The organism is Clostridium pasteurianum BC1 (genome assembly GCF_000389635.1).
GTDB lineage: Bacteria > Bacillota > Clostridia > Clostridiales > Clostridiaceae > Clostridium_I > Clostridium_I pasteurianum_A.
This window is the reverse complement of record NC_021182.1, coordinates 2,288,831-2,311,576: the sequence shown is the minus strand read 5'-3', so window position 1 is coordinate 2,311,576 and position 22,746 is coordinate 2,288,831. Positions and strand designations below refer to the sequence as shown.

General features: G+C 29.1%; 23 protein-coding genes and 2 pseudogenes. 3 read left to right on the top strand and 22 right to left on the bottom strand.

What is annotated here, in order from left to right; genetic code table 11:
* Window positions 1-3: 3 nt before the first annotated feature.
* The 10 genes and pseudogenes from CLOPA_RS10800 to CLOPA_RS10755 all read right to left on the bottom strand — a co-directional run bounded on the left by CLOPA_RS10800 (window position 4) and on the right by CLOPA_RS10755 (window position 8,215).
* A complete protein-coding gene (locus CLOPA_RS10800) occupies window positions 4-525 on the bottom strand; it encodes a cysteine hydrolase family protein (protein WP_015615460.1) in 522 nt (173 codons plus the stop codon).
* Between the two features lie 168 nt (window positions 526-693).
* Window positions 694-1,188, bottom strand: coding sequence for a hypothetical protein (locus tag CLOPA_RS10795; RefSeq protein WP_041710863.1), 495 nt, complete (start codon window positions 1,186-1,188; stop codon window positions 694-696).
* A 252-nt stretch (window positions 1,189-1,440) separates the two neighbouring features.
* Window positions 1,441-2,850 carry a vWA domain-containing protein gene (locus tag CLOPA_RS10790; RefSeq protein ID WP_015615459.1) on the bottom strand — a complete coding sequence of 470 codons (1,410 nt, stop codon included), beginning with the start codon at window positions 2,848-2,850 and terminating at the stop codon, window positions 1,441-1,443.
* A gap of 6 nt (window positions 2,851-2,856) precedes the next feature.
* Window positions 2,857-3,978 (bottom strand): ATP-binding protein, encoded by a 1,122-nt coding sequence (locus tag CLOPA_RS10785; RefSeq protein ID WP_015615458.1) that lies wholly within the window; start codon window positions 3,976-3,978, stop codon window positions 2,857-2,859.
* Window positions 3,979-3,990: 12 nt separating this feature from the next.
* Complete coding sequence (locus CLOPA_RS10780) at window positions 3,991-4,794, bottom strand: hypothetical protein (RefSeq protein WP_015615457.1); 804 nt, start codon at window positions 4,792-4,794, stop codon at window positions 3,991-3,993.
* 194 nt (window positions 4,795-4,988) lie between these two features.
* Window positions 4,989-5,261 carry a type II toxin-antitoxin system RelE/ParE family toxin gene (locus CLOPA_RS10775; RefSeq protein WP_015615456.1) on the bottom strand — a complete coding sequence of 91 codons (273 nt, stop codon included), beginning with the start codon at window positions 5,259-5,261 and terminating at the stop codon, window positions 4,989-4,991.
* Between the two features lie 32 nt (window positions 5,262-5,293).
* Window positions 5,294-6,016 (bottom strand): Fic family protein, encoded by a 723-nt coding sequence (locus tag CLOPA_RS10770; RefSeq protein WP_015615455.1) that lies wholly within the window; start codon window positions 6,014-6,016, stop codon window positions 5,294-5,296.
* A 242-nt stretch (window positions 6,017-6,258) separates the two neighbouring features.
* On the bottom strand, window positions 6,259-6,780 hold the full coding sequence (locus tag CLOPA_RS10765; protein ID WP_015615454.1) for a PadR family transcriptional regulator: 522 nt from the start codon (window positions 6,778-6,780) through the stop codon (window positions 6,259-6,261).
* 63 nt (window positions 6,781-6,843) lie between these two features.
* Window positions 6,844-7,356, bottom strand: a pseudogene (locus CLOPA_RS10760) (sialate O-acetylesterase); the annotation flags it as partial.
* A gap of 4 nt (window positions 7,357-7,360) precedes the next feature.
* On the bottom strand, window positions 7,361-8,215 hold the full coding sequence (locus CLOPA_RS10755; RefSeq protein WP_015615453.1) for a helix-turn-helix domain-containing protein: 855 nt from the start codon (window positions 8,213-8,215) through the stop codon (window positions 7,361-7,363).
* A gap of 146 nt (window positions 8,216-8,361) precedes the next feature.
* Between CLOPA_RS10755 and CLOPA_RS10750 the strand changes: the two genes are divergently transcribed.
* Entirely contained in the window at window positions 8,362-9,522 is a 1,161-nt protein-coding gene (locus CLOPA_RS10750; RefSeq protein WP_015615452.1) for an epoxide hydrolase family protein, read from the top strand.
* A gap of 277 nt (window positions 9,523-9,799) precedes the next feature.
* Here CLOPA_RS10750 and CLOPA_RS10745 read toward each other — a convergent pair whose 3' ends face one another.
* On the bottom strand, window positions 9,800-9,994 hold the full coding sequence (locus CLOPA_RS10745) for a hypothetical protein (protein ID WP_015615451.1): 195 nt from the start codon (window positions 9,992-9,994) through the stop codon (window positions 9,800-9,802).
* Between the two features lie 941 nt (window positions 9,995-10,935).
* Between CLOPA_RS10745 and CLOPA_RS26805 the strand changes: the two genes are divergently transcribed.
* Window positions 10,936-11,244, top strand: coding sequence for an SWIM zinc finger family protein (locus tag CLOPA_RS26805; RefSeq protein ID WP_080648377.1), 309 nt, complete (start codon window positions 10,936-10,938; stop codon window positions 11,242-11,244).
* 466 nt (window positions 11,245-11,710) lie between these two features.
* Here CLOPA_RS26805 and CLOPA_RS10740 read toward each other — a convergent pair whose 3' ends face one another.
* The 11 genes and pseudogenes from CLOPA_RS10740 to CLOPA_RS10690 all read right to left on the bottom strand — a co-directional run.
* Window positions 11,711-13,099 (bottom strand): HAMP domain-containing sensor histidine kinase, encoded by a 1,389-nt coding sequence (locus CLOPA_RS10740; RefSeq protein WP_015615450.1) that lies wholly within the window; start codon window positions 13,097-13,099, stop codon window positions 11,711-11,713.
* Window positions 13,089-13,784, bottom strand: a complete 696-nt coding sequence (locus tag CLOPA_RS10735) for a response regulator transcription factor (RefSeq protein ID WP_015615449.1) — start codon at window positions 13,782-13,784, stop codon at window positions 13,089-13,091. The genes CLOPA_RS10740 and CLOPA_RS10735 overlap by 11 nt, the downstream gene beginning before the upstream one ends.
* Window positions 13,763-15,031 carry an ArnT family glycosyltransferase gene (locus CLOPA_RS10730; RefSeq protein ID WP_431602576.1) on the bottom strand — a complete coding sequence of 423 codons (1,269 nt, stop codon included), beginning with the start codon at window positions 15,029-15,031 and terminating at the stop codon, window positions 13,763-13,765. Before CLOPA_RS10730 ends, CLOPA_RS10735 begins: the two co-directional genes overlap by 22 nt.
* 7 nt (window positions 15,032-15,038) lie before the next feature.
* A complete protein-coding gene (locus CLOPA_RS10725) occupies window positions 15,039-15,386 on the bottom strand; it encodes an EamA family transporter (RefSeq protein ID WP_015615447.1) in 348 nt (115 codons plus the stop codon).
* A 1-nt stretch (window position 15,387) separates the two neighbouring features.
* Window positions 15,388-15,723 (bottom strand): DUF2304 domain-containing protein, encoded by a 336-nt coding sequence (locus CLOPA_RS10720; protein ID WP_015615446.1) that lies wholly within the window; start codon window positions 15,721-15,723, stop codon window positions 15,388-15,390.
* Window positions 15,720-16,421, bottom strand: a complete 702-nt coding sequence (locus CLOPA_RS10715) for a glycosyltransferase family 2 protein (protein WP_015615445.1) — start codon at window positions 16,419-16,421, stop codon at window positions 15,720-15,722. The genes CLOPA_RS10720 and CLOPA_RS10715 overlap by 4 nt, the downstream gene beginning before the upstream one ends.
* 549 nt (window positions 16,422-16,970) lie before the next feature.
* Window positions 16,971-17,279, bottom strand: coding sequence for a hypothetical protein (locus tag CLOPA_RS10710; RefSeq protein WP_015615444.1), 309 nt, complete (start codon window positions 17,277-17,279; stop codon window positions 16,971-16,973).
* Between the two features lie 15 nt (window positions 17,280-17,294).
* Window positions 17,295-17,675 (bottom strand): DUF6262 family protein, encoded by a 381-nt coding sequence (locus CLOPA_RS10705; protein ID WP_015615443.1) that lies wholly within the window; start codon window positions 17,673-17,675, stop codon window positions 17,295-17,297.
* The gene (locus tag CLOPA_RS10700; RefSeq protein WP_015615442.1) at window positions 17,668-19,785 is read right to left on the bottom strand and encodes a tyrosine-type recombinase/integrase; all 2,118 of its coding nucleotides are present in this window, start codon (window positions 19,783-19,785) and stop codon (window positions 17,668-17,670) included. Before CLOPA_RS10700 ends, CLOPA_RS10705 begins: the two co-directional genes overlap by 8 nt.
* 2 nt (window positions 19,786-19,787) lie before the next feature.
* Window positions 19,788-20,924, bottom strand: coding sequence for a tyrosine-type recombinase/integrase (locus CLOPA_RS10695; RefSeq protein WP_015615441.1), 1,137 nt, complete (start codon window positions 20,922-20,924; stop codon window positions 19,788-19,790).
* Between the two features lie 161 nt (window positions 20,925-21,085).
* A pseudogene (locus CLOPA_RS10690) lies at window positions 21,086-21,856 on the bottom strand (DNA polymerase Y family protein); the annotation flags it as partial.
* Between the two features lie 279 nt (window positions 21,857-22,135).
* On the opposite strand from CLOPA_RS10690, the gene CLOPA_RS10685 reads away from it, so the two are divergent.
* The gene (locus CLOPA_RS10685) at window positions 22,136-22,555 is read left to right on the top strand and encodes a hypothetical protein (protein ID WP_015615439.1); all 420 of its coding nucleotides are present in this window, start codon (window positions 22,136-22,138) and stop codon (window positions 22,553-22,555) included.
* Window positions 22,556-22,746 lie beyond the last annotated feature (191 nt).

Here is a 22,746-nt window from a genome sequence, read left to right as displayed (position 1 = left end):
TAACTATCTCATAATTTTGAGTGTTTCATCCAGTGAAATACATTCCGCATATCTACCATTCCACATAAATTCATTGTAATATTGGTATGTTTGCTCTGCTGACATAAACTTATTATCAACTGTTGTATTTGAATAAGCTGGAACTATCATATGAAATCCATGTTCAAATCCACATTTCATAGTAGCATCAATACAATAGTCTGTTTGAAGTCCTACAATAATTATATCTTTTTCTCCTTTACTTCTTAAATATTCTAATAAACCAGTATCCTTAAAAACACTATTCACTTTTTTATCAAATATTTTTTCTTCTTTAGACGGTTTAAATTTTTCATATATTTCAAAACCTTCAGTTCCTTTTGTTAGTTCACTTTCAGGACCATCATCATGACGTACATATATTATTTCTATATTATTCTGCCTTGCTGTACCAATTATTTTCTCTACATTTGACACAAATGCATTAAATTCATATAATTTTTCATTTGTTATTAACTTTTGTGTATCAACTACTAATAAAACCATTTATTTATCTCCCTTACAAATTACTATTTATCTATAGATTATTAGCCTAATGAACATGCTTTTTATTTCTCCAGCTGTTTGTATCTTTGTAATTTTGTCAACAATTTTACAGAGGTGTTAAATATGCAATCAAATAAAACTTGTCTGATAGTTGGACAGTATTTAGTTTCACCTTGTTATTCTAATACTGGGACCTCCAGGATTTATTATGATCCCTTTATAACCACCCGATTTTTGTTTTTCTACAGTAACAACACTATATCCAATTGTAGGATAAGTATCATTTTCTTTTTCCTCTGCAACAAAATCAACTTTCCACTCATCTTCCATAACAATTTTTTTTACATCCATAATGAGTACATATGTATTCATTTTATTTATAGCATTATTATGTTCATTGCAATAATAATCAAACATACCCTGTACTGCTGCATTTATGATATCAGGGTTAGCATTTTTTATTTTATCACCAAAGGTAATGTTATAATAAATATTTACATTATTGGATTTTTTATTTATTATCTCTTTAGTACCTGGTTCAATAACATTTTTTGGTGAATTTACAACTTTAGAAATACCCCATATTGTTAAAGTTATTATAACAATTAAAGTTACGACTATGAATTTATTCAGTCTAATCAACTTATAATATTTTTTATTCAAGACTTAATGCCACCCCCATCTCACTTTCTATGATGCAGACATTTTCAAACAGCTTGTCTATTTTCTGTGTGCGTCTTTCCGTTGTCAAACAGAAACTTCCAGTTTCTGTTAAAACCTCAGAGGTGCTAGGAAATGACTGGAAGTCACCCCTTGCTAAAAATAAAAATTAATATCCTATAAGGAGAAAGCAAATGGAGGTAGTAATGGACTTTTTTGTACACTAAGGACTAATATACTTGTAAAAAAAGTTATTTAAATCTGCTCTGGTTCCTGGTTCATCATGGAATATCCGCTTCTTATACATTCATTAATACTTGGTATATCATCCCTTGCTTCAATATTATTAAGTTTTTTTACTACCCCATAAGGTTCCCTCAGAGAAAGCTTGTCTCCTCTTCCGGAAATAACCCATAAAGTTTTATATCCTCTAGGTACTGCTTGAAGCTTATCTTCACCTTTACCGTCGGTAAAGTACACTAACAAATTAATGTTATTATTATTAGCATATTCAAAAACAGGGTTAAATCTGGTAGCACCTCTTATTTTCATTCTATCTCTTATATCCTTTACGGATTTGATTTTATACACCCGTCTGATTTCATTGTCACATTCTATGACAGTAATTTCATGATTATAGTTTTTTACTATACTAATTATCTCTTTAATGGCCTGATTAAATTCTTCATCACTAATACTTCCGCTTATATCAATAGCAACAGCAATTTTTGCCTTATGATTTCTAAGTTGTCCTCTTAAATCCATCCTGTCAGGCTGCCTTCTGTTTCTTCTAGTTATAGTTTTCTTTTTATTGCTAGGAACAGTTCCCATTAACCTTTTAAGATATAAATTCCAAGGCAGCTCACCGTTACTGTTTTTAAGTGATGATATCATACTGTCTAAATAATGAGGAATTGTACCCTTTTGAGAACTATTGATAAACTTCTCAGTAAATTCTTTAAGTGTTTTTTCATCTATTTCACTTGAATCCTCCCAAATGTCATGGGTGTTTTCAGGATTATATTCAGTTTCTGTTTTTTCATCTTTACCACCATGATCCTCTGGTCCATCTTTACCTTCTTCTGCTGCTAAATCTATGGCAATTTGAAGTTTTTCTACATAATATTCAAAGGGCTTATAGGGCAAGAGTTTTAAATCATACTTTAAATTTACCCAATCTAAAGTAGTGGAATATGGGGGCAAATTATCTAAATATGTGTTTACCACTATGTCCATTGCCATATTAACAGCCAGTGTACTATAGTTTCTTTTAAATTCTTTTGCTCGTATTAAGTGCATGGATAATATATGGAGTATTTCGTGTTTGATGGTGGTTTCCATTTGATTTATATTAAGATTCAGAAAAATTATGGGATTAAAATATATAACATATTTAGCTCCTTTAAAATTAACAGCAGTAGGGCTGCTTATATCAAATCTTATCTTTCTTGACATCTGAAACAAAAAATATCCATAAAAATTATCTTTGTCCTCCATAAGACCTAAATTAACTTTATCTGCAAGGCTAAAAAACTCTTTTTCAAAATCTTCTAGTACATCTTTATCAGCTTTACTATTCTTATAATTTGTTTTAAAAGAAACATCTGCAATTTTATTTGCTTTTTCGTAAAGTTCTTTTACCTGATCCTCAAAATTACTTTCCATACACTATCACCTTATTAAATTATAGGATTCAAAATAGGATTCTACAAAAGTTTCATTTTCAATGACATGTTTGTATATTTCACTATAACTGTTTCTAATATCCTTCATAATTCCTATCCTTAAATCTGCAGGATATATTTTTAAAAGCTCATTAAGTCTGTTAATATAATAATCTGAATCATAATTATTATTGTTTATATTTGCTTCCAAATTTTTTAGAATATTTTTTGCAGATAGATAAAGTCTTGTATGACTTTCGTTTTTTATTCTTTCTATAATAGCTTCATTAAGAGAATCTCCTGAAAAAACATCTTCATAAGATATTAGTGGATTATAATCTGATTCAATAAAGCTGACAAACTCTTCAGCAATTAATTTTCCTACATTCCCTTTTATAACATTTAAAAAAACAGCTCTAGGTATTGAAGATTTTTTATCTTTATAAATTTTATAAGCAGCAGAAATTCTCTCATAGCTTCTTGGAGTTGCCATTATATCATCTTCATTTATTTTATATAAATATTCCGGAAAGGCTCCGATAAACTCTATAACCTTTTCTTCAATTCCTGCATTTGCTGCCCAATCTAACCACTTAATATGGTCAGGCTCCATATATAGCCATACAAATCTGTTTTCCTGTGCTGTATCCATATCTACAACCTGATAATCATAGCCATATTTACTTGAAGGATTCATAGCTGCCAATATTTTTACACTTTTATGCAGCTTATATCCATTAATTTCTCTATTTAATATTAAATTCATAAGCTCCTGTTGTACTGTATGTTCACAACGATTTATCTCATCTATAAATAAAAGAACTGTTTTGCCTTTGGATATTTCTTCATCAATTTCCCTTAGCCTATTATGCACTGCATATACCGTGGTTTTCTTTAGTTCCTTTTCTCCCTTATTATTAACTTTTTCATATGCTTCTATAGTTGGAAGGCCGCCTATTTCACCTTCTTTAAGGAGATTACCGTCAATTACAACTAAACTAAAATTATTTTCTTCAGCAATTTGTCTTGCTAAAGCCGTTTTTCCTATTCCGCTTTCACCAACTATTAATGGAACTTCCCCAGTAGCTAGTACTAAATCAACACTTTTTAATGTATCTGTAAAATTCATTGTACTCGCCCCCTATACAATTTTCAGCTTTTCATCTACAGTTATTTTTTTAGCTTTTTTACTTCCGTATTTATAAATAAACATTATCTTATCCTCTGGTATAATGTGATTATTCTTATCCATATTGCTATAATTTAAAAACTCTCTCACATATTTTTCATCAACATCTTCCTTTGACAATTGATCCTTTAACAGTTGTTCTAATTCCTCTTTAGTTATTTCTTTAATAAAATATTTAATCACTAAAAAATTTACCTTTAAAAATTCCAATATTTTATTCTTATCTAAATTGTTTATAAGATTAATAGCCTTGTAATTATTCTTTACAGCCATAAGCTGTGCATTATAAGAAGGTGAACTTATATATCTCAATGCGTCATAGCTTATTTTTACAGCCTCTTCTTGTACACGATCAGAGGGCTCTTTAATAAACTTTAATGACTCGTAATTTTTTCTTACAGCCAACAACTGCAATTCCTCACTTGGATTATCAATATATTTAATAGCCCATCCAGCTTGATTTATAGCCAATTCAATTAATTTATCCGTTGGATTCCTAATAAACTCCAAATTAGTCCACCCAGAATTTATTGCTTTTATCCTCATATCTTCTGAAGGGTTATCTATAAATTCAATAGCTCTTCCATTATTTTCTATAGCTGCTTCCTGTATCTCTTTGCTTGGGTTATTTATATTTTTTAGTGCAAGTCCATTTTTTTTAACTGCCAATAGCTTCATCTCATCTGTAGGATTATCTATATGTGCTATGGCATAAGGATTTTTCTTTATTATTTCCATAAGCTTTGATTCTTCCATAATATTTCTTCCCTTTTGTAATTTAATATAAATTATTATACCACTGTATAAAAAAATAATGTAGTGTGTGGAAGTTGCTTGTGGGAAAAAATCCCTCGCAACTTATTTTAAAATATTAATTTATTCATAGTTATGAAATTGCTTTCTATTTTAGGAAAGAAAAAACAGGGTTAAATCCCTGCTAATAATCCAATTTATAATAAATTAATCCAATCACGTCTTCCATATAGTATTCTAATAATTGTAACTGTTTTACTATCCTCAGTAACAATATAGAATATAATATAATTATCAACCATAATTTTTCGTATACCTTTGTAAGCCAGTCTTTCATCAGCTACTAATGCATTTCTTAAAAGCATATCTTCTAAAGAATTAATTCCTTTAGCTATTTTTGAAATTACTTTTTTTGCTATCTCCGGCTCTAAAAGTTCTTTTTTGTATAAACTATGAAATTTAAAGGTCACAGTTACCTTTCACAGTATTTCCCTTAATCTATTCAAAACATATTTATATTATCATAAATAAAATCTCTCTGTTTTTTTATATAATGTATTAATGAACTTACATCATCATTTCTGCAATTAGCTAGTGCTTTCTTATAATCATCAGAAGTATCTCCATTCATATACTGAAGTGGTAATCTATTATCTAGTAATTGCTTTAAAAACACAAATCGTCCAATTCTTCCATTACCATCTTGAAAAGGATGAATTTTTTCAAATTCAACATGGAATTTTGCTATATCTTCTAGAGTTATGTTTTTTAAACAGTTAAAATTACTAACCAAAGCAATTATTTTCGCTTCTGTCTCCCATGGATTAGCTGTATCAAAATCTGCTCCCAATATTTTATTAGGATATTTTTTAAATACTCCAGCAAGTCCCATATCATATAATCTTGTTCTATACATTAAACTGGAATGCCACTCTTTTATCATTTCTACAGTAATTTTTTCCCCTAGACATTCAATAACTAAGTCAAAAGTATAAAAAGAATTAACCGTTTCCTGAACATCATCTAATGTATGTGTTCCCATGACTATATTTTTTTCAAACAACATTTGCAAAGCTTCAGTAGTAAATGTACTACCTTCTATTTTATTAGAATGATATATAAAATCATATTTTAACAACTCATTTAATGAATTATGTATTCCCTTTGTTTCTTTTAATATTTGTAAGAATTTATTGTAATCATAATTATTTGCTTTATCACACATATTAACCGCTCCTTATAAAAGCTTTATTCCTATATTATATCCTATAAAATATTTAGTTAAAATAATTATGTATGAAAAAATGTCAATCAACAATAATTTTAATTAGTATTGTTGGTTGACATCTCCACTTACACCATATTAAATTCCAACTCTTACCTTAACACCCTGAATGACTTCTTTATTTCTAAAATCCTCTCCATTTATGTTAAAGTTAAAAAAGCTCGTAAAGTGCATGAATTCAATTAATTTTCATTTCTTATATCTTTTAACAATCCTTCAAACCATTGAACATTTACTAAATGATGAGAAAGTGAATTTTCCAACATTTTTTTAAAATAAGTAGGTATAGTTTCATAATGCTGAAGAGATTGTTCTAATAATGAAATTTTCTTTTTAGTTTGTTCGATTTGTATTTCTATTAGTTTTGTTAGATCCTCGCTTTTATATTCATTAGCAAATAACATTGCTGCATAAAAAGATAAGTTTATATACTCTGTCTTAGAGCCATACTTGTACATCAATTTTTCAAATTCTTTATCCCCTAGTTCAGTGATGATATAATTATGCGTCTCTCTAGTATTGTCTAATTGGTCAACTTTTTTAATATATTGCTTTTCTTCTAATTGTTGAAGATTATAATAGAATGACCCTTTAGTGAAATTTACTATATATTTATAGTGTCTCTCTTTCATTAAGGCTAATAATTCGTATCCGTAAGAACCTGGATTTTGTTTTAATAAACCTAAAATTAGTAATGGTATCAAAAAAACACCTTCTTTATATTCTTCATCAAAATTATGCTAATAGTTATTTCATAATTATAAAGTTTAACCATTGTTGATTTGTATGAGTTGAGATTCGAATTCATCATATGATATTTTCCCTAACGCCAAATCCATACTTTTTATATACATCTTTTCTACTTTGGTATATGTTCTAGCATGATTAAGATTTATCAACTCATTTTCATTAATTAATGGCTTCAATACATGTTGCTTATTAAAAAAGGCTTCAAAATATCTTAAACCAAATTTTCTTTGAGAAATTGCATCAATATGAATACCATCACTTTCTCCTTGATGCCATAGAATTCCTGTTAACTCACTGTTCTGCATAGCAAATTTAGCTTCAGTTATTGCGTGTCTAAAAAGTGCTTGATCTACAGCCCATTCATCCAGTGAGCTTCCACCTTCAGCACAAGGAATTAAGCCAATAGTATCTTCTTGATTTTGACGACACCATGCATCTGCAAATGAACCAGCCAGACTTATTCCTGAAACAGGACGGTCATAATTGATGGGCTCAGCCATCATTTGCCATCTACCATTACGCAACATTTGATTTTTATTGGTAATATGCAAACTCACGCGAGGTATTCCGAAATTCCGTTGGAGTCATACCTCTTTTAGCAGTAAATTGTTTTATAAAGTACGTATCATACTCAAACCCAGTAGCACGTGCAATTTCGTTCAAGCTCATACCTGTATGCGTCAGAAGATTCTCTGCAACTTTTAAACGATATGACAATAAGTATCCCATTGCTGTACATCCACATAAATCCTGAAACATTTTATTTAGTGACACGCGATTCAAATGAGCACATCTTGTTAAGTCTTCTAAACTTATTTTATCAGAATAGTTTGTGTGTATATATTCCAAAACTAAGCCAACAGGTGATTGTTCGCTATGGTGGCTCAACTCTTCAAGTAACCCTAATATTTGTATTAGGTACTTTTTTATTCTGCACACCCAAAATGAATCGCTCTGTGCATATACTTCTGTTCCTATAACAAAGAACCACTCATATAATTTGGGATAGGATTTCTCAGTTACAGTATATAACCCATTATGAATATTATATTTTTTAAAAAGCGAAAGACCTGTTTCTATTTTTAAACTGGTTGACATATAGCCCTGGGATTCAGAAAAATGGGCTGTATTAATAAAATCAGGATGGAAACAAAATGACTGTGAAGATACATTTTGCTTTTCGGAAACTTGTATGGTATCCTCCATAGACAAACAAAGAATACTTGGAGCAACAATTTTTATGGGATAGTCATTCAGTTGTAAATTCATACTTCCACTTGTAATAAAAATTATAGTGAATCTCTCCTTATATGGGAGATTATTAAAACTTTCATCTGCAATAAATTCAATATATACAGTTCTATTCTTATGACGGTCCATTTGGGGCATAAATATTCCTCCATTAACAAATAGTATAGTTTAAAGCTTCATTTATAACATTGTATCATAATTTTTAAATGATATACTGTTAATAATTACTGAAGAAAAGTTATGGTTAACAAATTTTGCTATAACTTATTGAAAGGAGAATCATTATGTCTATTGAACCCTTCCATATCCAAGTATCTGATGAAGTACTTGATGATTTAAAATACAGGCTGGATCATATCCACTGGCCAGATCAGTTAGAAGGCTCAGGTTGGGAAAGAGGTACTGAAATAAATTATTTGAAGTCCCTGGTTTCTTATTGGCGAGAACAATTTGATTGGCGCAAACAAGAAAGCCAGTTAAACCGTTTTTCACAATTTAAATGTAACGTGGATGGAATAGATATTCACTTCATCCACGAGAAGGGTAATGGGCCTAATCCTATACCAATTATCCTTACTCATGGATGGCCTGACAGTTATATACGCTATCAAAAGATCATACCTCTTCTCACTGATCCTGCTAGTCACGGCGGTGATCCAGAGGATTCTTTTGATGTAATTGTCCCTTCACTACCTGGATTTGGCTTCTCTAGCCTTCCTAAACATAGTAGTATAAACAATTATGATATTTCAGAGCTTTGGGCAAAACTAATGAATGAAAAACTTGGCTATAGCAAATTTGCTGCTGCAGGTGGGGATATTGGTTCTGGCGTCACAAGATATTTGGCATTGAGCCATCCAGAGCTTCTAATTGGAATTCATCTAACTGATATCGGTATTATTAGAGATCTCATGACTTCTCAGGATAATATAGAACTTTCAGAAGAAGAATTACACTACAAGAAAAGTGCTCCTGTATGGATTTCCAATGAGGGAGGTTATATGTCTATTCAATCGACAAAACCACAAACTCTTGCATACGGACTTTCTGATTCACCAGTCGGTTTGGCAGCTTGGATTATTGAAAAATTTCTTGCATGGAGCGATTGTAATGGTGATATAAGACAAAAAATTAGTGAAGATGAACTACTCACTAATATAATGATCTATTGGATTACAAATACTATAGGATCATCAGCAGGTATATATTATGAAAACACACATTCTTTGCCTCCAATGGGGCACATAGAAGTACCAACAGGCATAGCTATTTTTCCAGCCGACATATTGCTACCGCCAAAAGAATGGGCTATGCGTAATCTGAATATCACTCGTTGGACCACAATGGCTAGAGGTGGGCATTTTACTGCCATGGAAGAACCAGGACTTCTAGCTGAAGAAATTCGAGCCTTCTTCAGACCATATAGAACTAAAACCCAAAAGTAATATTGGACTTCCTTATGTCTGTAAATAGCATACGGTTTATTTCTTTTTTATAAGCAGAGTTCTTGTTATCAGGTGGAGTCTTTATTCCATCTGATGCTTACTAACAGAGTTCTTAGTATCAGTTTGTGATACTTAGAAATCGTTGTCCTTTAGGGTAAATCGTTATCCAGGGACATAGCCACTCTTGACTCCCACTTTGAAGAAAAGCAGACAAAACAAAATTTATTTTGTATTTGGTCGCTTTCACAGAGTGCGATGGAAATATTAGAGTGGGTAGTCATCGGATAAAAGATTTACACTGTCTTTTCTCATTCACATATGCTGGGGTTCTTCTCTTCTTACTGCAATAATAACCAAACTGTAAGTATTTACACTCTATGCATTTTGCTTTACCTTTCCTGTTCCACTCTTTATTCTTCTTTCCAACATCTACTATATAGCTTGTACTTATACCTGTTTTTCTTGATTTCATAATCTCAACTCCTGTTTAATTAACTTTTTTTGATTAAACACTTAATCTATGAAATTAAACCTCTTACATTTGGGTAATGTCTGCTTTTGTTTTAGATATAATTTACCTACCTAAAAGCAAAAAGATAAAAAATCTTAATTGCTAGTAAGTAGATAAACTATTAATTTACAGTTGGTTTAAAGCCTTGCCCTGCCCCATCAATACCCTTCTTATTTACTGCTAATTCAACATTAACTTTTAACTTATAACGCTTGTCCTATAAGTTCTTACAAAAAATAAGAATGTTAATGCCTACCCAGTAAAAATACTGCCAAGCAACCTTACCGAACCTTTAGTGGTAGTCCTCACCTTACATAAGCACCACTAAAGAAGGGTATAGTGTTTTAATGTGCCTATAGTTGATTTTATGCATTGGCTCAACTAACCTACTGGATTTTTTATAGTTATTCCAGTGCTTAGATAACTGACCTACTATCTAAAAAAGGCAGTAGGAAACTAGACCTTTATAAATTACATTTTTGAAGTGTATTAAAGGCCTGGTTTGACTATATTAAATTTTATTAATTGATTTATGTACTGATATTTTAAATAATATATTTACAACTTATTTACTTTGATTTAATACAACATGATTTATCTTGTCTTAACTAATTGGATTATGTTTTATACCAGCTGCAGTTGCTATTACATAAATATTTTTTATGTTCTACAATGTATATATACTTATTTCTACAAAATTACATTGATTCAAGAAATTTTTATTTATATTTTTTCCTAAGATTGTTTTGAAAATATTTTTGACTTGTGAAATACTGATTTGTATGTATTCTTCACTTAAAATATATTTAATTCTCCAATACCCATTCATCTAAACCATTTTTTCATATACAAACTTGAATCTATCAACTTCTAAAATGGTTTTAATAGTATCATAGTCTTCTATTCATAATGCACCTTGGAAAATACAGTATAAATGGATTCCACGAAATAAAAACACAAAAGCTCACTTTTTATGTAAAAATCCAAAATACAGAGCAAGAATTATAAATGTAACATACATTGGTGATGGACTATACATTGCTCAAAGTAGTAAAGATAGCAATAAATTTTATAATGTAGATTTAAATCATACTGTTTGTGATTGTAGATATTTTACTTTTCAAAAACGTGAGGAAAGGAAAAAATGCAAACACATAATAGCTGCAGAACAGTTATCTCTGACATTAAATACTTTAGCTAGTGCAAAATAAGATTTTACGAGCTACGAAAGAATGTCTTGGAATAAACTACCATCTAGCATACACTTCCAAACTCATATAGTACACACTGATATATAGCTATATCTATGTATAAGAAAAAATCCCTTACACCTTTTATCGATGTAAGAGATTAATAAATCTGCTTATTTTTTAGGATATATAACTTTAAATGTAAGAGGTATAGTTATATATATTGGTAAAAGGAGTAACGATGAGCTACTCCTTTTATATTTAAATCTAGTTACATTTTATATAAAATCCATTTACATGTTTATCAATACCTAATTTTAAAAAAGCCTTGAAAAATAAAGGAAAGAATATACTATACATATGTAATATATTCTTTCACCTAATATTCTGTAGATATTTTGTTAAGGATTCTTTTAATAATTTTTAATTGATAAAATGAATAGTATTGATGCCTTAAATAGGCGATGAACGCTATGTAATTAATCTTTTAATTTAATCGTATATTCATTTTGAAGTTTTTCTGTTCAACCTCTGCCCATATTATCCCGCCATGGAGTTCAATAATATTTTTTGCAATAGCAAGTCCAAGTCCTGATCCACCCTGTTCAGAATTTCTAGCTTCATCTGTTCTATAAAATCTATCAAATAATTTTTCTACGTTTTCTTCGAATATTTCATTTATTATATTCTCGAAGCTAATTATTAATCCATCATTCTTTTGAGAAATATCAATATATATTGTACTTCCTTCAGTACTATACTTTACAGCATTAGAAATCACGTTTTCAAAAACTCTGCCTATTTTATTTGGATCTACTTTTAAAAAAATGCTATTACTAAAGCTTTTATGGAAAGTTATATTTCGTTTTTTTGCAAGTATAGAAAGCTCACCTATGCTCTGTTCAATTATTTCAACAATATTTATTTCTTCTTTTCCTAGTTTAATTGCTCCACTTTCAAGCTTTGAATACTCAAATAAATCATCTATAAGCTTTTTTAATTTATTTGACTTTTGTAAAGCTATTTCAGTAAATTTCTCTTTATCCTTTAATGAAGTTTTGTCGTCATCTGCTAGTTGTAGATATGCAATTAAAGAAGTCAGTGGAGTCCTTAAATCATGAGATACATTTGTCATAAGCTCACTCTTTAATCGCTCTGCTTTTCTCTCATCTTCCATTATATTTTTTAAATCAATAGTCATACTATTAATCTTATCTGATAATATAGATAATTCATCTACGCCTTTTTTATCAATTCTATAATCAAGATTTCCCTGTGAAATTGTTTCTATGCCTCTACATATATCTTTTATATATTTAGCCTTTCTTCTAATTAAAATATATATTAACACCACTACTATGATTACTGGAAGTATTCCTATTAATACTATTATTTTACCAATATTGGTAATTCGATTCAATTGTGGCAGCTTCCAAACAAAAAGCATTGCATCCTTATTTCCAAGTTTTACATTGTATATTTGATAAAAAGTATCATTTGACCTATACGCTTTGCCTTGAAAGATTTGTTGAACTTTCTCAACATCAATTTTATCAGTGTTTACATTTGCTGTTTTTAAAATTATATTCCCTCTAGAATCAGTAACTGCAGCATTAAACCCATAATGCTTACCTAGTTGCTTTAAATAGTTGTTAGACCCCTCATCCTCTCGGGTTACATACCTTCCGACTTCAACATATAAACTATTGGCGTCTGCTATCATTTTATCAGGAGTATCTTTACTATCAAAATTTGCATATAACATCCCGATAGCAATTATTACTCCTATAACAACCAAAGCAAAGCTCACTATATTAACCAATAATAGCTCTCTAGTAATACTTCCAAATAAAATTTTTTTAATCCTATTTTTCAATTTTATACCCAACTCCCCAAACAACTTTGATGTACTTTGGCTCTCGTGGATTTATTTCTATTTTTTCTCTTATGTTTCTTATATGTACTGCTACAGTGTTATCAGCATTATTAAAAGCTTCATTCCACACCTGTTTATATATCTGTTCAGTGCTTAACACCCTATTTCTATTCAAAGCCAATACTTCTAATATTGAAAACTCCAAGGGAGTAAGTCTTACAAAACTTCCATCCACAAAAACTTCTCTTGAAGCTCTATTTAATGTAAGCCCATCTATTATGATTTCATCCTCACTATTTTTCTTCTCTTCATTAAAATTCAGATATCTTCTAAGCTGTGATTTTACCCTTGCAGCTAATTCAAGAGGATTAAAAGGTTTTGCTACATAGTCATCTGCTCCAACATTAAGTCCTAATATTTTATCACTATCTTCAATTTTAGCTGAAAGCATAATAATGGGTAATTTTTTCTCTTCTCTGATTTTTAAGCATGTTCTTATCCCGTCTAACTTCGGCATCATAATATCTAGAACTATTAGATCTACTCTATTAGTTTTGAGTTTTTCTATGGCTTCAATCCCATCTGAAGCAGTAATTACATTTATTCCTTCATTCATTAAATAAATTTCAATTACTTCTCTAATATCTTTCTCATCATCTACTACTAACACGGTGTTCTTTTCCATACTAATAAATTCCTCTTCTTTCTTATTATAATCTTATCTATACTAAAAGCTGCAAATATCATTACTAAAGGCATTGCAATATAAGAATATCTTGAAAAAGTATAGAATGGTAAATATATTAAATTTAAAAATAATAACACGCCAATCAATAGTGCTACATTTGAGTTTTCCTTTGCTCCCTTTACCATACCTATAATTCCTAATAATAAAATTATTTTATGAATAACATTTGCTATTAGAAAAGTAATATTAAAAATTGTTCTCCAATAGAACGGATCTTTCCAAAATAAAAGCGTTTTACCTATAGTATACCAAAAAACAAATTTAAATGGTTGCTTTTTACCGTATTTCTCAAGTCTTTGTAATCCTGCTTTTGTTTCATTTTCATCACTTTCAATAGCATTTCTGCCTTTTACATATGGCACTCCCCAACCTTCGCTCTGATCATAATTTATAAATGTTCCTTGAAGAAATGGATTGCCAGTTGATTTTGTAAATGGTATAAATCTATTAAAATCTATATAGTTTCTAACCCACCAAGGAGACATTATTGTACAAAATATTATTAAGACTAATGTAGTATATTTAAGTATTTCAGAAAACTTATACTTACTCTTAATCCAAATAACCAAAATTAATATCGGATAAACCACCATTGTTGGTTTAAATAAACAGGATATCGCCCATATAATGCCTCCTAAGGCATACAGCTTAACACTCTTTGTCTCTATGGCATAAATGCTTATATATATTAGAAGCAGAAGCAAAAACTTAGATATACATTCCATTAGTATTGTATTTACAACAAATAATTCAGTAATATATATAACATCTATTACTGAAGCTATCAATCCCACTCTACTCCCGAAAACCTTCCTTCCTATAAGAAATATTAGGTATATGCTTCCTGCCTGAAGCATCATCTGAAAAACCTTAAATGCAACTAACCCCTGCATCTTTCCAAAAATCATCATGAAAAACGCTAACACAAAGGTTAAACCAGGCATGATATAAAGTGTAGATTCTTTAACGTTTTCGTAAGACAATATTTTATTATCTATTAAATTCCATGCACTTCTGATATATTTCACATCGTCATTATCAAACTTCTCAAGACTTCCTAAAAGAAGCGAATTTCCATATTTAAAAATAGAAATCAGTGCAGCCATGATAAAAATAATTTCTATAATTAATAAACCGTATTTTGTTCTTTTTTTTTCATCTCTTAAACTAAACAATATCTTCACACTCCCTTTATTTTGAAGCAATTAAAACAGCTCCACCAACAATAAATATAAGACCAAAGGTTCTATTTAAATTAAAACTATCCTTAAAAAAAATAACTCCTGCTATTGCTCCAAATACATAGCATAAGCTTTGAAGTGGATATATTTTACTCAATGGTGCCTTAGAAAGCAAATATAACCAAATTGCAGTAGCAAAAACATAAATAATTCCTCCACAAAATATATAAGGATTAAATATAGCATCCATTACACCTTTAGCCGATAATTGTAAATGTATTTTGCTTACTCCAATTTTCCATAAAACTTGACCTGACACCAACATAATTACATTAATGAAAAGCAGTAAATAATTCATCTTATTTCAACCTTTCATTAATTTTATAATCTAATAAGGCATTTACTTGTATAAGTTTTGTTATTTTCTTTTTCATATCAGATATTACTATCATAAGATAAAAAATCATTGAAAGGCTAAACATTATCCCAACCAAAAACAAAAATGCAGGTGCATAAATTATTCCTAAACTACTAGCCAAAAACTCAACAAGTTTTTCATCTACAGAAAATATTATTAATAGAGTACATACCATTATCCATAACAAGCTATACTCAAATTCCACTCTTCTCTTTTTAATTAATGTAACGTTTATTACTAGAAAAGTTATAGAAACAAACAAGCAAAATATATTCATTGAAGTGCACCTTCACTTGGTTTCTCAATTATTAATGCTAAAGTCACCTTTATCATATAATATATTGACTTTAACGGTGTTATAGTAGATTTACCACCCTGCCTTTTATTCATATTAACCAAAATTTCTTTTACTTTTAAACCATTTTTTACAGCATACACGATTGTCTCTACTTCAGGATAATCTTGAGGATAATAATTGATAAAATGCTCTATGGCTTTCCTATTCACTATTCTGTAACCTGAAGTTGTATCATAATAAGAAATTTTACAAAGATAAGACACAAGTTTAGAAAAGTACTTTATTCCAATACTTCTAAATAGACTAGGTTTATAATGACCTTCGCCAATAAATCTAGACCCAATTACCATATCCACTTCATTTCTTTTAATTTCTTCAAGTAGTTTAAGTAGGTCTTCAGAACAATGTTGACCATCACCATCAATTTGTACAGCGACATCATAGTTATTATCGTATGCATATAAATATCCAGTCTGAACTGCACCTCCAACACCTAAATTACTTGATAGATTTAATACCTTCGCGCCTGCTTTTTTTGCCTCAAAGTATGTATTATCCTTAGATCCATCGTTAATAACCACAATATCAAATTCTGAGGTACTATTTATTATGTTTTTTACCACATTGTAAATGTTCTGCCCCTCATTATAAGCTGGTATAATTACCAAGTGTTTCATAAAATCTCACTCCTTTCAATTCTTCTCTAAGCCTATTTTAATAGATTATTTTAAAGAAATATTTACTGAATTTATGAAGACTTTATGAAGTTTGAATAATTACACCTTTGTATAAAAATTCTAAATAATTATATTTTATAATTTCAATGAATCCATTGGGTTTGGAGGATCATTCGCATTATGAAGTGAAAAGTGGAGATTAATTAATGCTACAAAAATATATTGTGCATCATTGAAATTACTTGAAATCTACATTAATTAATCTACTTTGCTATTGATTACACATATATTACCTCCACACCAACTTAAAACTAAAACAAAAGCCAAAGTGATTTTTTAGCACTTTGACTTTTGTTTCATGCCTAAATTTTGAGTGTTTGCTATGGTCTGCTCCTGATTTTTGGTCCTAAACTAAGATTAATCAATTGTGCAACTTTTTTATCAATCAACGACTTACACGTTACACTAATATACCAATTTGCAGTATGTTTCAAAATGCACAAGTTACAATTCCACTTTTTTCTGCCATACCAATAATTCCGATTTCATTTAATTCCATGTGTGATTATAACATTTTGCATAAATTACTAGACACCCATTATATTTATAGGGTTTAAATTCATTATCTGTAAAGGTATAACTAGTAACTGCAATTTGTGTATCTCCAACAGACATAATACCATCTATAACGCATATAACTTTGTTATCGAATTTTTTGCCTTCTGTCTCTATTTCTGTAATGATTCTTTCATCTTCTTCACTTAATTCTAAAATGCCAGAAGAAGAGTATTTCCCAACTATTTTTTGTTTTATATCTGACTTTATTTGTGGAAAATCAGATAATATTTCTTCTTTCACCAAATTTCCCCCCGATTAAATTTTCTTATAAATATCTCCATAACTAATCTTTACTTGCTCCTTTATTTGCTTGTTTTCTTCTAATAGGTTCTTGATTTTCCTTTTAAGACTTGCAATTATAGCATCTTTATTATTTTCATCCATTTCCCTCTTAACCTGCGCTGGGGTAGGTACTTGAGCTTGTTGATTTCTTAAAGTTTCAATCCTTTCTCTTATGTCAGAATTATTATATAAAGTTGCTTTAGATAATCCGGCTTCATTTGAAACGCTATTAAAATTTATAGATTTATTTGACCTTATAAGCCTTTGTATTGCTTCATCAATCTTCTTTCGAGTGTTAGCTTTCCTTTCAGAATGTAACTTCTCTAAATGAGATTTGCGGTCATATTCACTCACTTACATCACCTTGTTTCCTTAATCTATCCAGTCTACCATAAATAATATTTCCAGAGCTGATAGTGCTATATATTCTATTATAACAGTTAAGAATCTCTTCATTTTCTAGAACCATATCTTTGCGGTTATATATTTTTACTTGTTCTAAAAGTGCCTTTGTAGAAGTTATATGAATTTCATATTTTTTAATATCACCTTCAAAGATGCCTACACTTAAATCCTTACAAGGCTTACCTCCATCACAAGTTAAACATGGCGGCTGCTTTGCAAAGGTACATTTCCCTTTACTTCTTTGCAAGCAAGTACCATAAGGTGTGTCAATAGCATTTAGTTTATGGTTAGTCCAAAGCATATCAAGTATATTTTCTGGTATTTCTCTATTTGTCTCATCCTGGAGATTTCCCTCAATATCAAAACTAAATACACCTTGTTTTACTGCATTATCAAAAGCTTTTCTTTTAGTATCATCAAGTAACTTTGCATAATGTAAAGTCATTTCAGGTGATGCATGAGCCAGTAACTCTTGCACAGTAAATATGTCAGTACCACCATTAAGAAGCTTTATTGCATAAGTATGTCTGAATGCATGATTATTAAAATGAAATTTATTACCACTCTCATCTATTATATTATGATTTAGAGCCATTTTATTTAAGGCTCTAGATATTGAAGCCCTAAGATATGTTTTCCCCTTTCTTTTACCTGTGCATCTAACAAAAATTAAATTCTTAGGGTTATTATCCATATTGCTATTTTTTTTCGAGGTATCAATAAGTATGGCAATTAAGCTAGCTAATTCATCATCTATAGGAATTCTATGCTCGATTACATAGGTCTTTTTAACATCTGTTTCTATCCAATATTTGTTGTTTATACGTATTAAGCAATCTTGTTTTAAGTTTAAAGTGTCAGAAATCCGAAGTCCTGTTTTATACATAATCCATATTATTACTTGAATGTCTTTACTTAAACATTCTATATATTTAAATAATTGTTCTAAAACTATATCTGGAATATACTTTATATTATCATAATGCTTATTTTTTAATGTAGGCATGTCATCTAAAAAAAGAAGTTTTCTAATATCTTTATATGGGGCTATTTCATATTCTCTCATTTGAATTTCAAGTAAAAATTTTTTAATCATAGTTAATGCCAGTCTTTGATAGCTTTCAGGATTAGATTCTTTTCTTGTGAAATTTTGTTCCGTATAGACATTAAGCCATTCTATATATTTTTCAATATGCTTCCTTTCCAACTGTTTTAAATCATTCCAAGAAGGCTCTAATTCTAAAACATAATTAATAAAATTTGGCAGATACTTTAAATATGTCAATGCGCCTTCCAATGTAAATTTATTTTTACTTAAAAATCTTTGCTTAAAGTATCTTTTTATTGATTCTCTAATATTTAAATTTTTTATTTTTGTAAAATTAATATAACGTGCACAATTAGACTCTATATAATATATTCCATATTTTTTAAGATTTACAACATCCCAAATATCCTTTTCCCACTCATCTCTTGTATCTGTTTCATTTTCAAGCCATTTATAAATTGAAGATAAAAAGTTTGCAATTGTTGTTTTTTCCTTATATTTTTTATCGTAAATATCATAATGCTTTTCTATCGTTGTTTTAATATCTTTACTTTCAAGCCAATCTACCCATTGAAAGCTCCCAGTTTCAATATTTAATTGTAATAAAGAGTCTGATAAAGGGTATTTTTCTCTCATAAATTCAAATACTTTTTTAAGTGAAGCCAAATGAAGCGAAACTACAGTTTTAAGAGACCATTCATTATTAAATAATTTGTTATATAAAATATATTTAATTTCTAATCCTAAGTTATAATCGCTACAAAAACTAAGTTTTATATTTTTCCATGCATATTGAAATGTAGCGTATTGAGCTTTAAACTGCTCTATATTACCAATAAAACTAATGTTCCAATCATTATTAATTAGAAAATAATTGTCTTTTACTATTTTATAAGTAACATTTCTATTAGCTTCAACATATGTTTCTGTATAACTTGACAAGGTATCAATTATCTTTTCATTATATTTAGCTATGTCATTATAACCTAGTATCTTCAAGTTATTACTCATTATTAAGTATCCTTCTTTTCTCCATTATTTGTTATTTTAAAAGCTGATTGTGCTTTTTCCCAACTTGCTCTTATATCATCATCAGAAGGGTGTAAATACATATTCGTTGTTGTTTGTATTTGGGAATGCCCTAATCTCTCCTGCAATTGTTTAATATCTTTAGTTTGCCTGTAGTAAATTGTAGCATGGGTATGTCTTAGAAGATGAGGATGTACGTCTATTTCCGTTTTTTCTTTAAGCCTTTTAAATAAAGCGCTTACCTCAATGTAACTCATAGGCCCCCCTTGATTTTCCCCCTTTAATTTAACAAATACAAAGTTAGTATCAATCTCTAATTCATCCAAAACTTCATACATATAATCATCAAATAAATCCATTAACTCTTGTGATATATATATTTCTCTTTCTCCTGTCTTTAGTCTTGCTCCATTAGAAAGTTCTCCTCTATCTACTAATCTAATTTTATGCCCTTTATTATAGTCACAAATAAAGTCCTCTATAAATAAAGATAAAGCCTCACCAATCCTTAATCCAGTTTCAAAGAGTAATTCTATTAAAAATTTATCTCTTATATTAGTAGTTGCTTTATAGATTTTTTCAACTTCTTCTTTAGTAAGCACATTTAGCTTTTTTCTCGGTTCTTTGATTTTTAGTATATTTTTATTTATAGGTTTATCCTTATTTACATGATATAAAAAATCTTTATATACCCTATGTCTGCCAGTAGATATTTGACCCATTAGTTTTTGAAGTATATCATTTTCAATTTCTTCACTCCTAAACAAATAATCATAAAAATTAGTTACTACTGTTACAGTAAGATTTACTGTTTTTTCTGTCCTCTTCGATTTAATTGGCTTTAAACTTGTTACTTTACAACTTTCGTAAGGGTTTTGTAACCAACCTACAAAATCGGATAACGCATTTATATCAACTTGCCGATAGTCTTTTTGCATTTCTTTTAAAAACTCAAAATATAGCTTTAAACTATAACAGTAGGTCTTCTGAGTATTACTGCTTTTCCCTGTATTATCGAGATATTTTAAATATTTCACTACTGGTACTATTGGTAATTTTTCATTATCGAGTAGCATATACCTTTTTTTGTTCCTATCTAATATTACTTCCTGTACCCTCACAACTTCTACTCCTCCTACATTTTCTCTATCTTTATATATTATTATTTACTAACTATACTAGTTTTTATGTATGTATTTAAAAAATATAAAGTATAAAAAATATAGGATAAGTAGTAATCATTTTTTACTATCTATCCTATATCTAATATACTATATTTAATAGAATTTCCTAGACCCTTCATTTCAATATGGTTACTTTTCCTTACAAGTGAGTCATCAATTCCATTAGCATAGTTCCATATAAGTACTCCATGACTTTTAAGAAAGGATTTTAATATTTCTAAGTCATATTGTGCTAAATCTCCTATTGTGAATATATTCAATTTATTTAATTTAGGCAAAGTTGCCCTACCCACCATAAATAAATCTTCTACAGGTAGCGGCCACATTTTCTCTTTTATCTCCCACGGAAATAGCGTATGTACTCTGTCAGGCTTTTTGAAGTCTGAAGCAATTTTTGCTAAAAGTTTATTATTAGAAATTCCTATATTAACAGTAAAACCTAGTTCTCTTTTTATCCTTTCTCTTATTGTAAAGGCAATATCCATATGATCAGGATACAGATTTTGCATGCCCGTAAAATCTAAAAAACTTTCATCAATCGAAAATCTTTGTATTTTAGGTGTATATTCATTCAGTATTTCATTGAATGCATTGCTGCACTGTATATAAAGCCAATATCTTGGAGGTACAATAACAATTTCGGGGCATTTCTGTCTTGCTTCATATAGAGTTTCTCCAGTCTTTATATTATATTTTTTAGCTGAAACAGATTTTGCAAGAACTATACCGTGCCTGCTTTCTTCATCTCCACCAACTACTGATGGAATCTCTCTAAGATCCACTTTTTCACCATGTTGTTTTCTATATGTAGCCTCCCAAGACAAATAAGCTGAATTGACATCAATATGAAAAATTAATCTATCATTCATATTATACATCCCTTTTCATTTATATTTTATAACCATTATTATACACGAACATATGTTCATTGTAAATTCCTTTTATCAGACAATATATGGTATAAAATTCCTTTGATTGTAAAGAACATTTGTAAAAAATGCATATATTATTAATCAATAGAACTATGTAAAAACATAAATTAATTTGTATAATAAATATATTAACAAATATTTCAATGTATTTATAAATTTGTAATAAATTCTCTTTAAATGCTATATAATTTACTGAATTACTTAATTGGAGGACTTATGTATAAATATTATGATGATCTTAATTATTCAATGCGAAAGAAAACAGATATGATTATAAAAATTATGAAAGAAATAAAAAGTATTACTTTAACTAATATTTTTCTTATATTAATTCTATGTATTTCATTGTTAGTAATTATGTACAATTGTTTTACAACATATTCAGGATTTCTTTCATTTAGATTAACTGGTACAGGTGAGTTTCCAAGAGTGCCTGGAACCATAGATGTGATTGAATTCTTTATATTCTTTGTATCCATATCATTTTATTTTATGTATGATTCTAAATTAAAAAAACTGAGAAATACTTATAATAATATACGTCTAGATATTATCTCAAATTTAGGGAAAGTTAACTATGGTGATTATTATATAAGATACATGGACAGTAAGGGAATTAACTTAATATACAAATAGAGCTTTGGTAAAACCTTATCTCTATTTTATTACATTATATTCATAATTCCTATCTATATAATTGCTGCTCCCTTTCTTTTCATTCCAAGCTTTTTGGATATTTTTCATACTTTTGTGAATAATCAAACTACAATGATATTTAATCATTGATTCTCACTTAAATTTTTGTTTAATTATCAACCTAGAAAAGT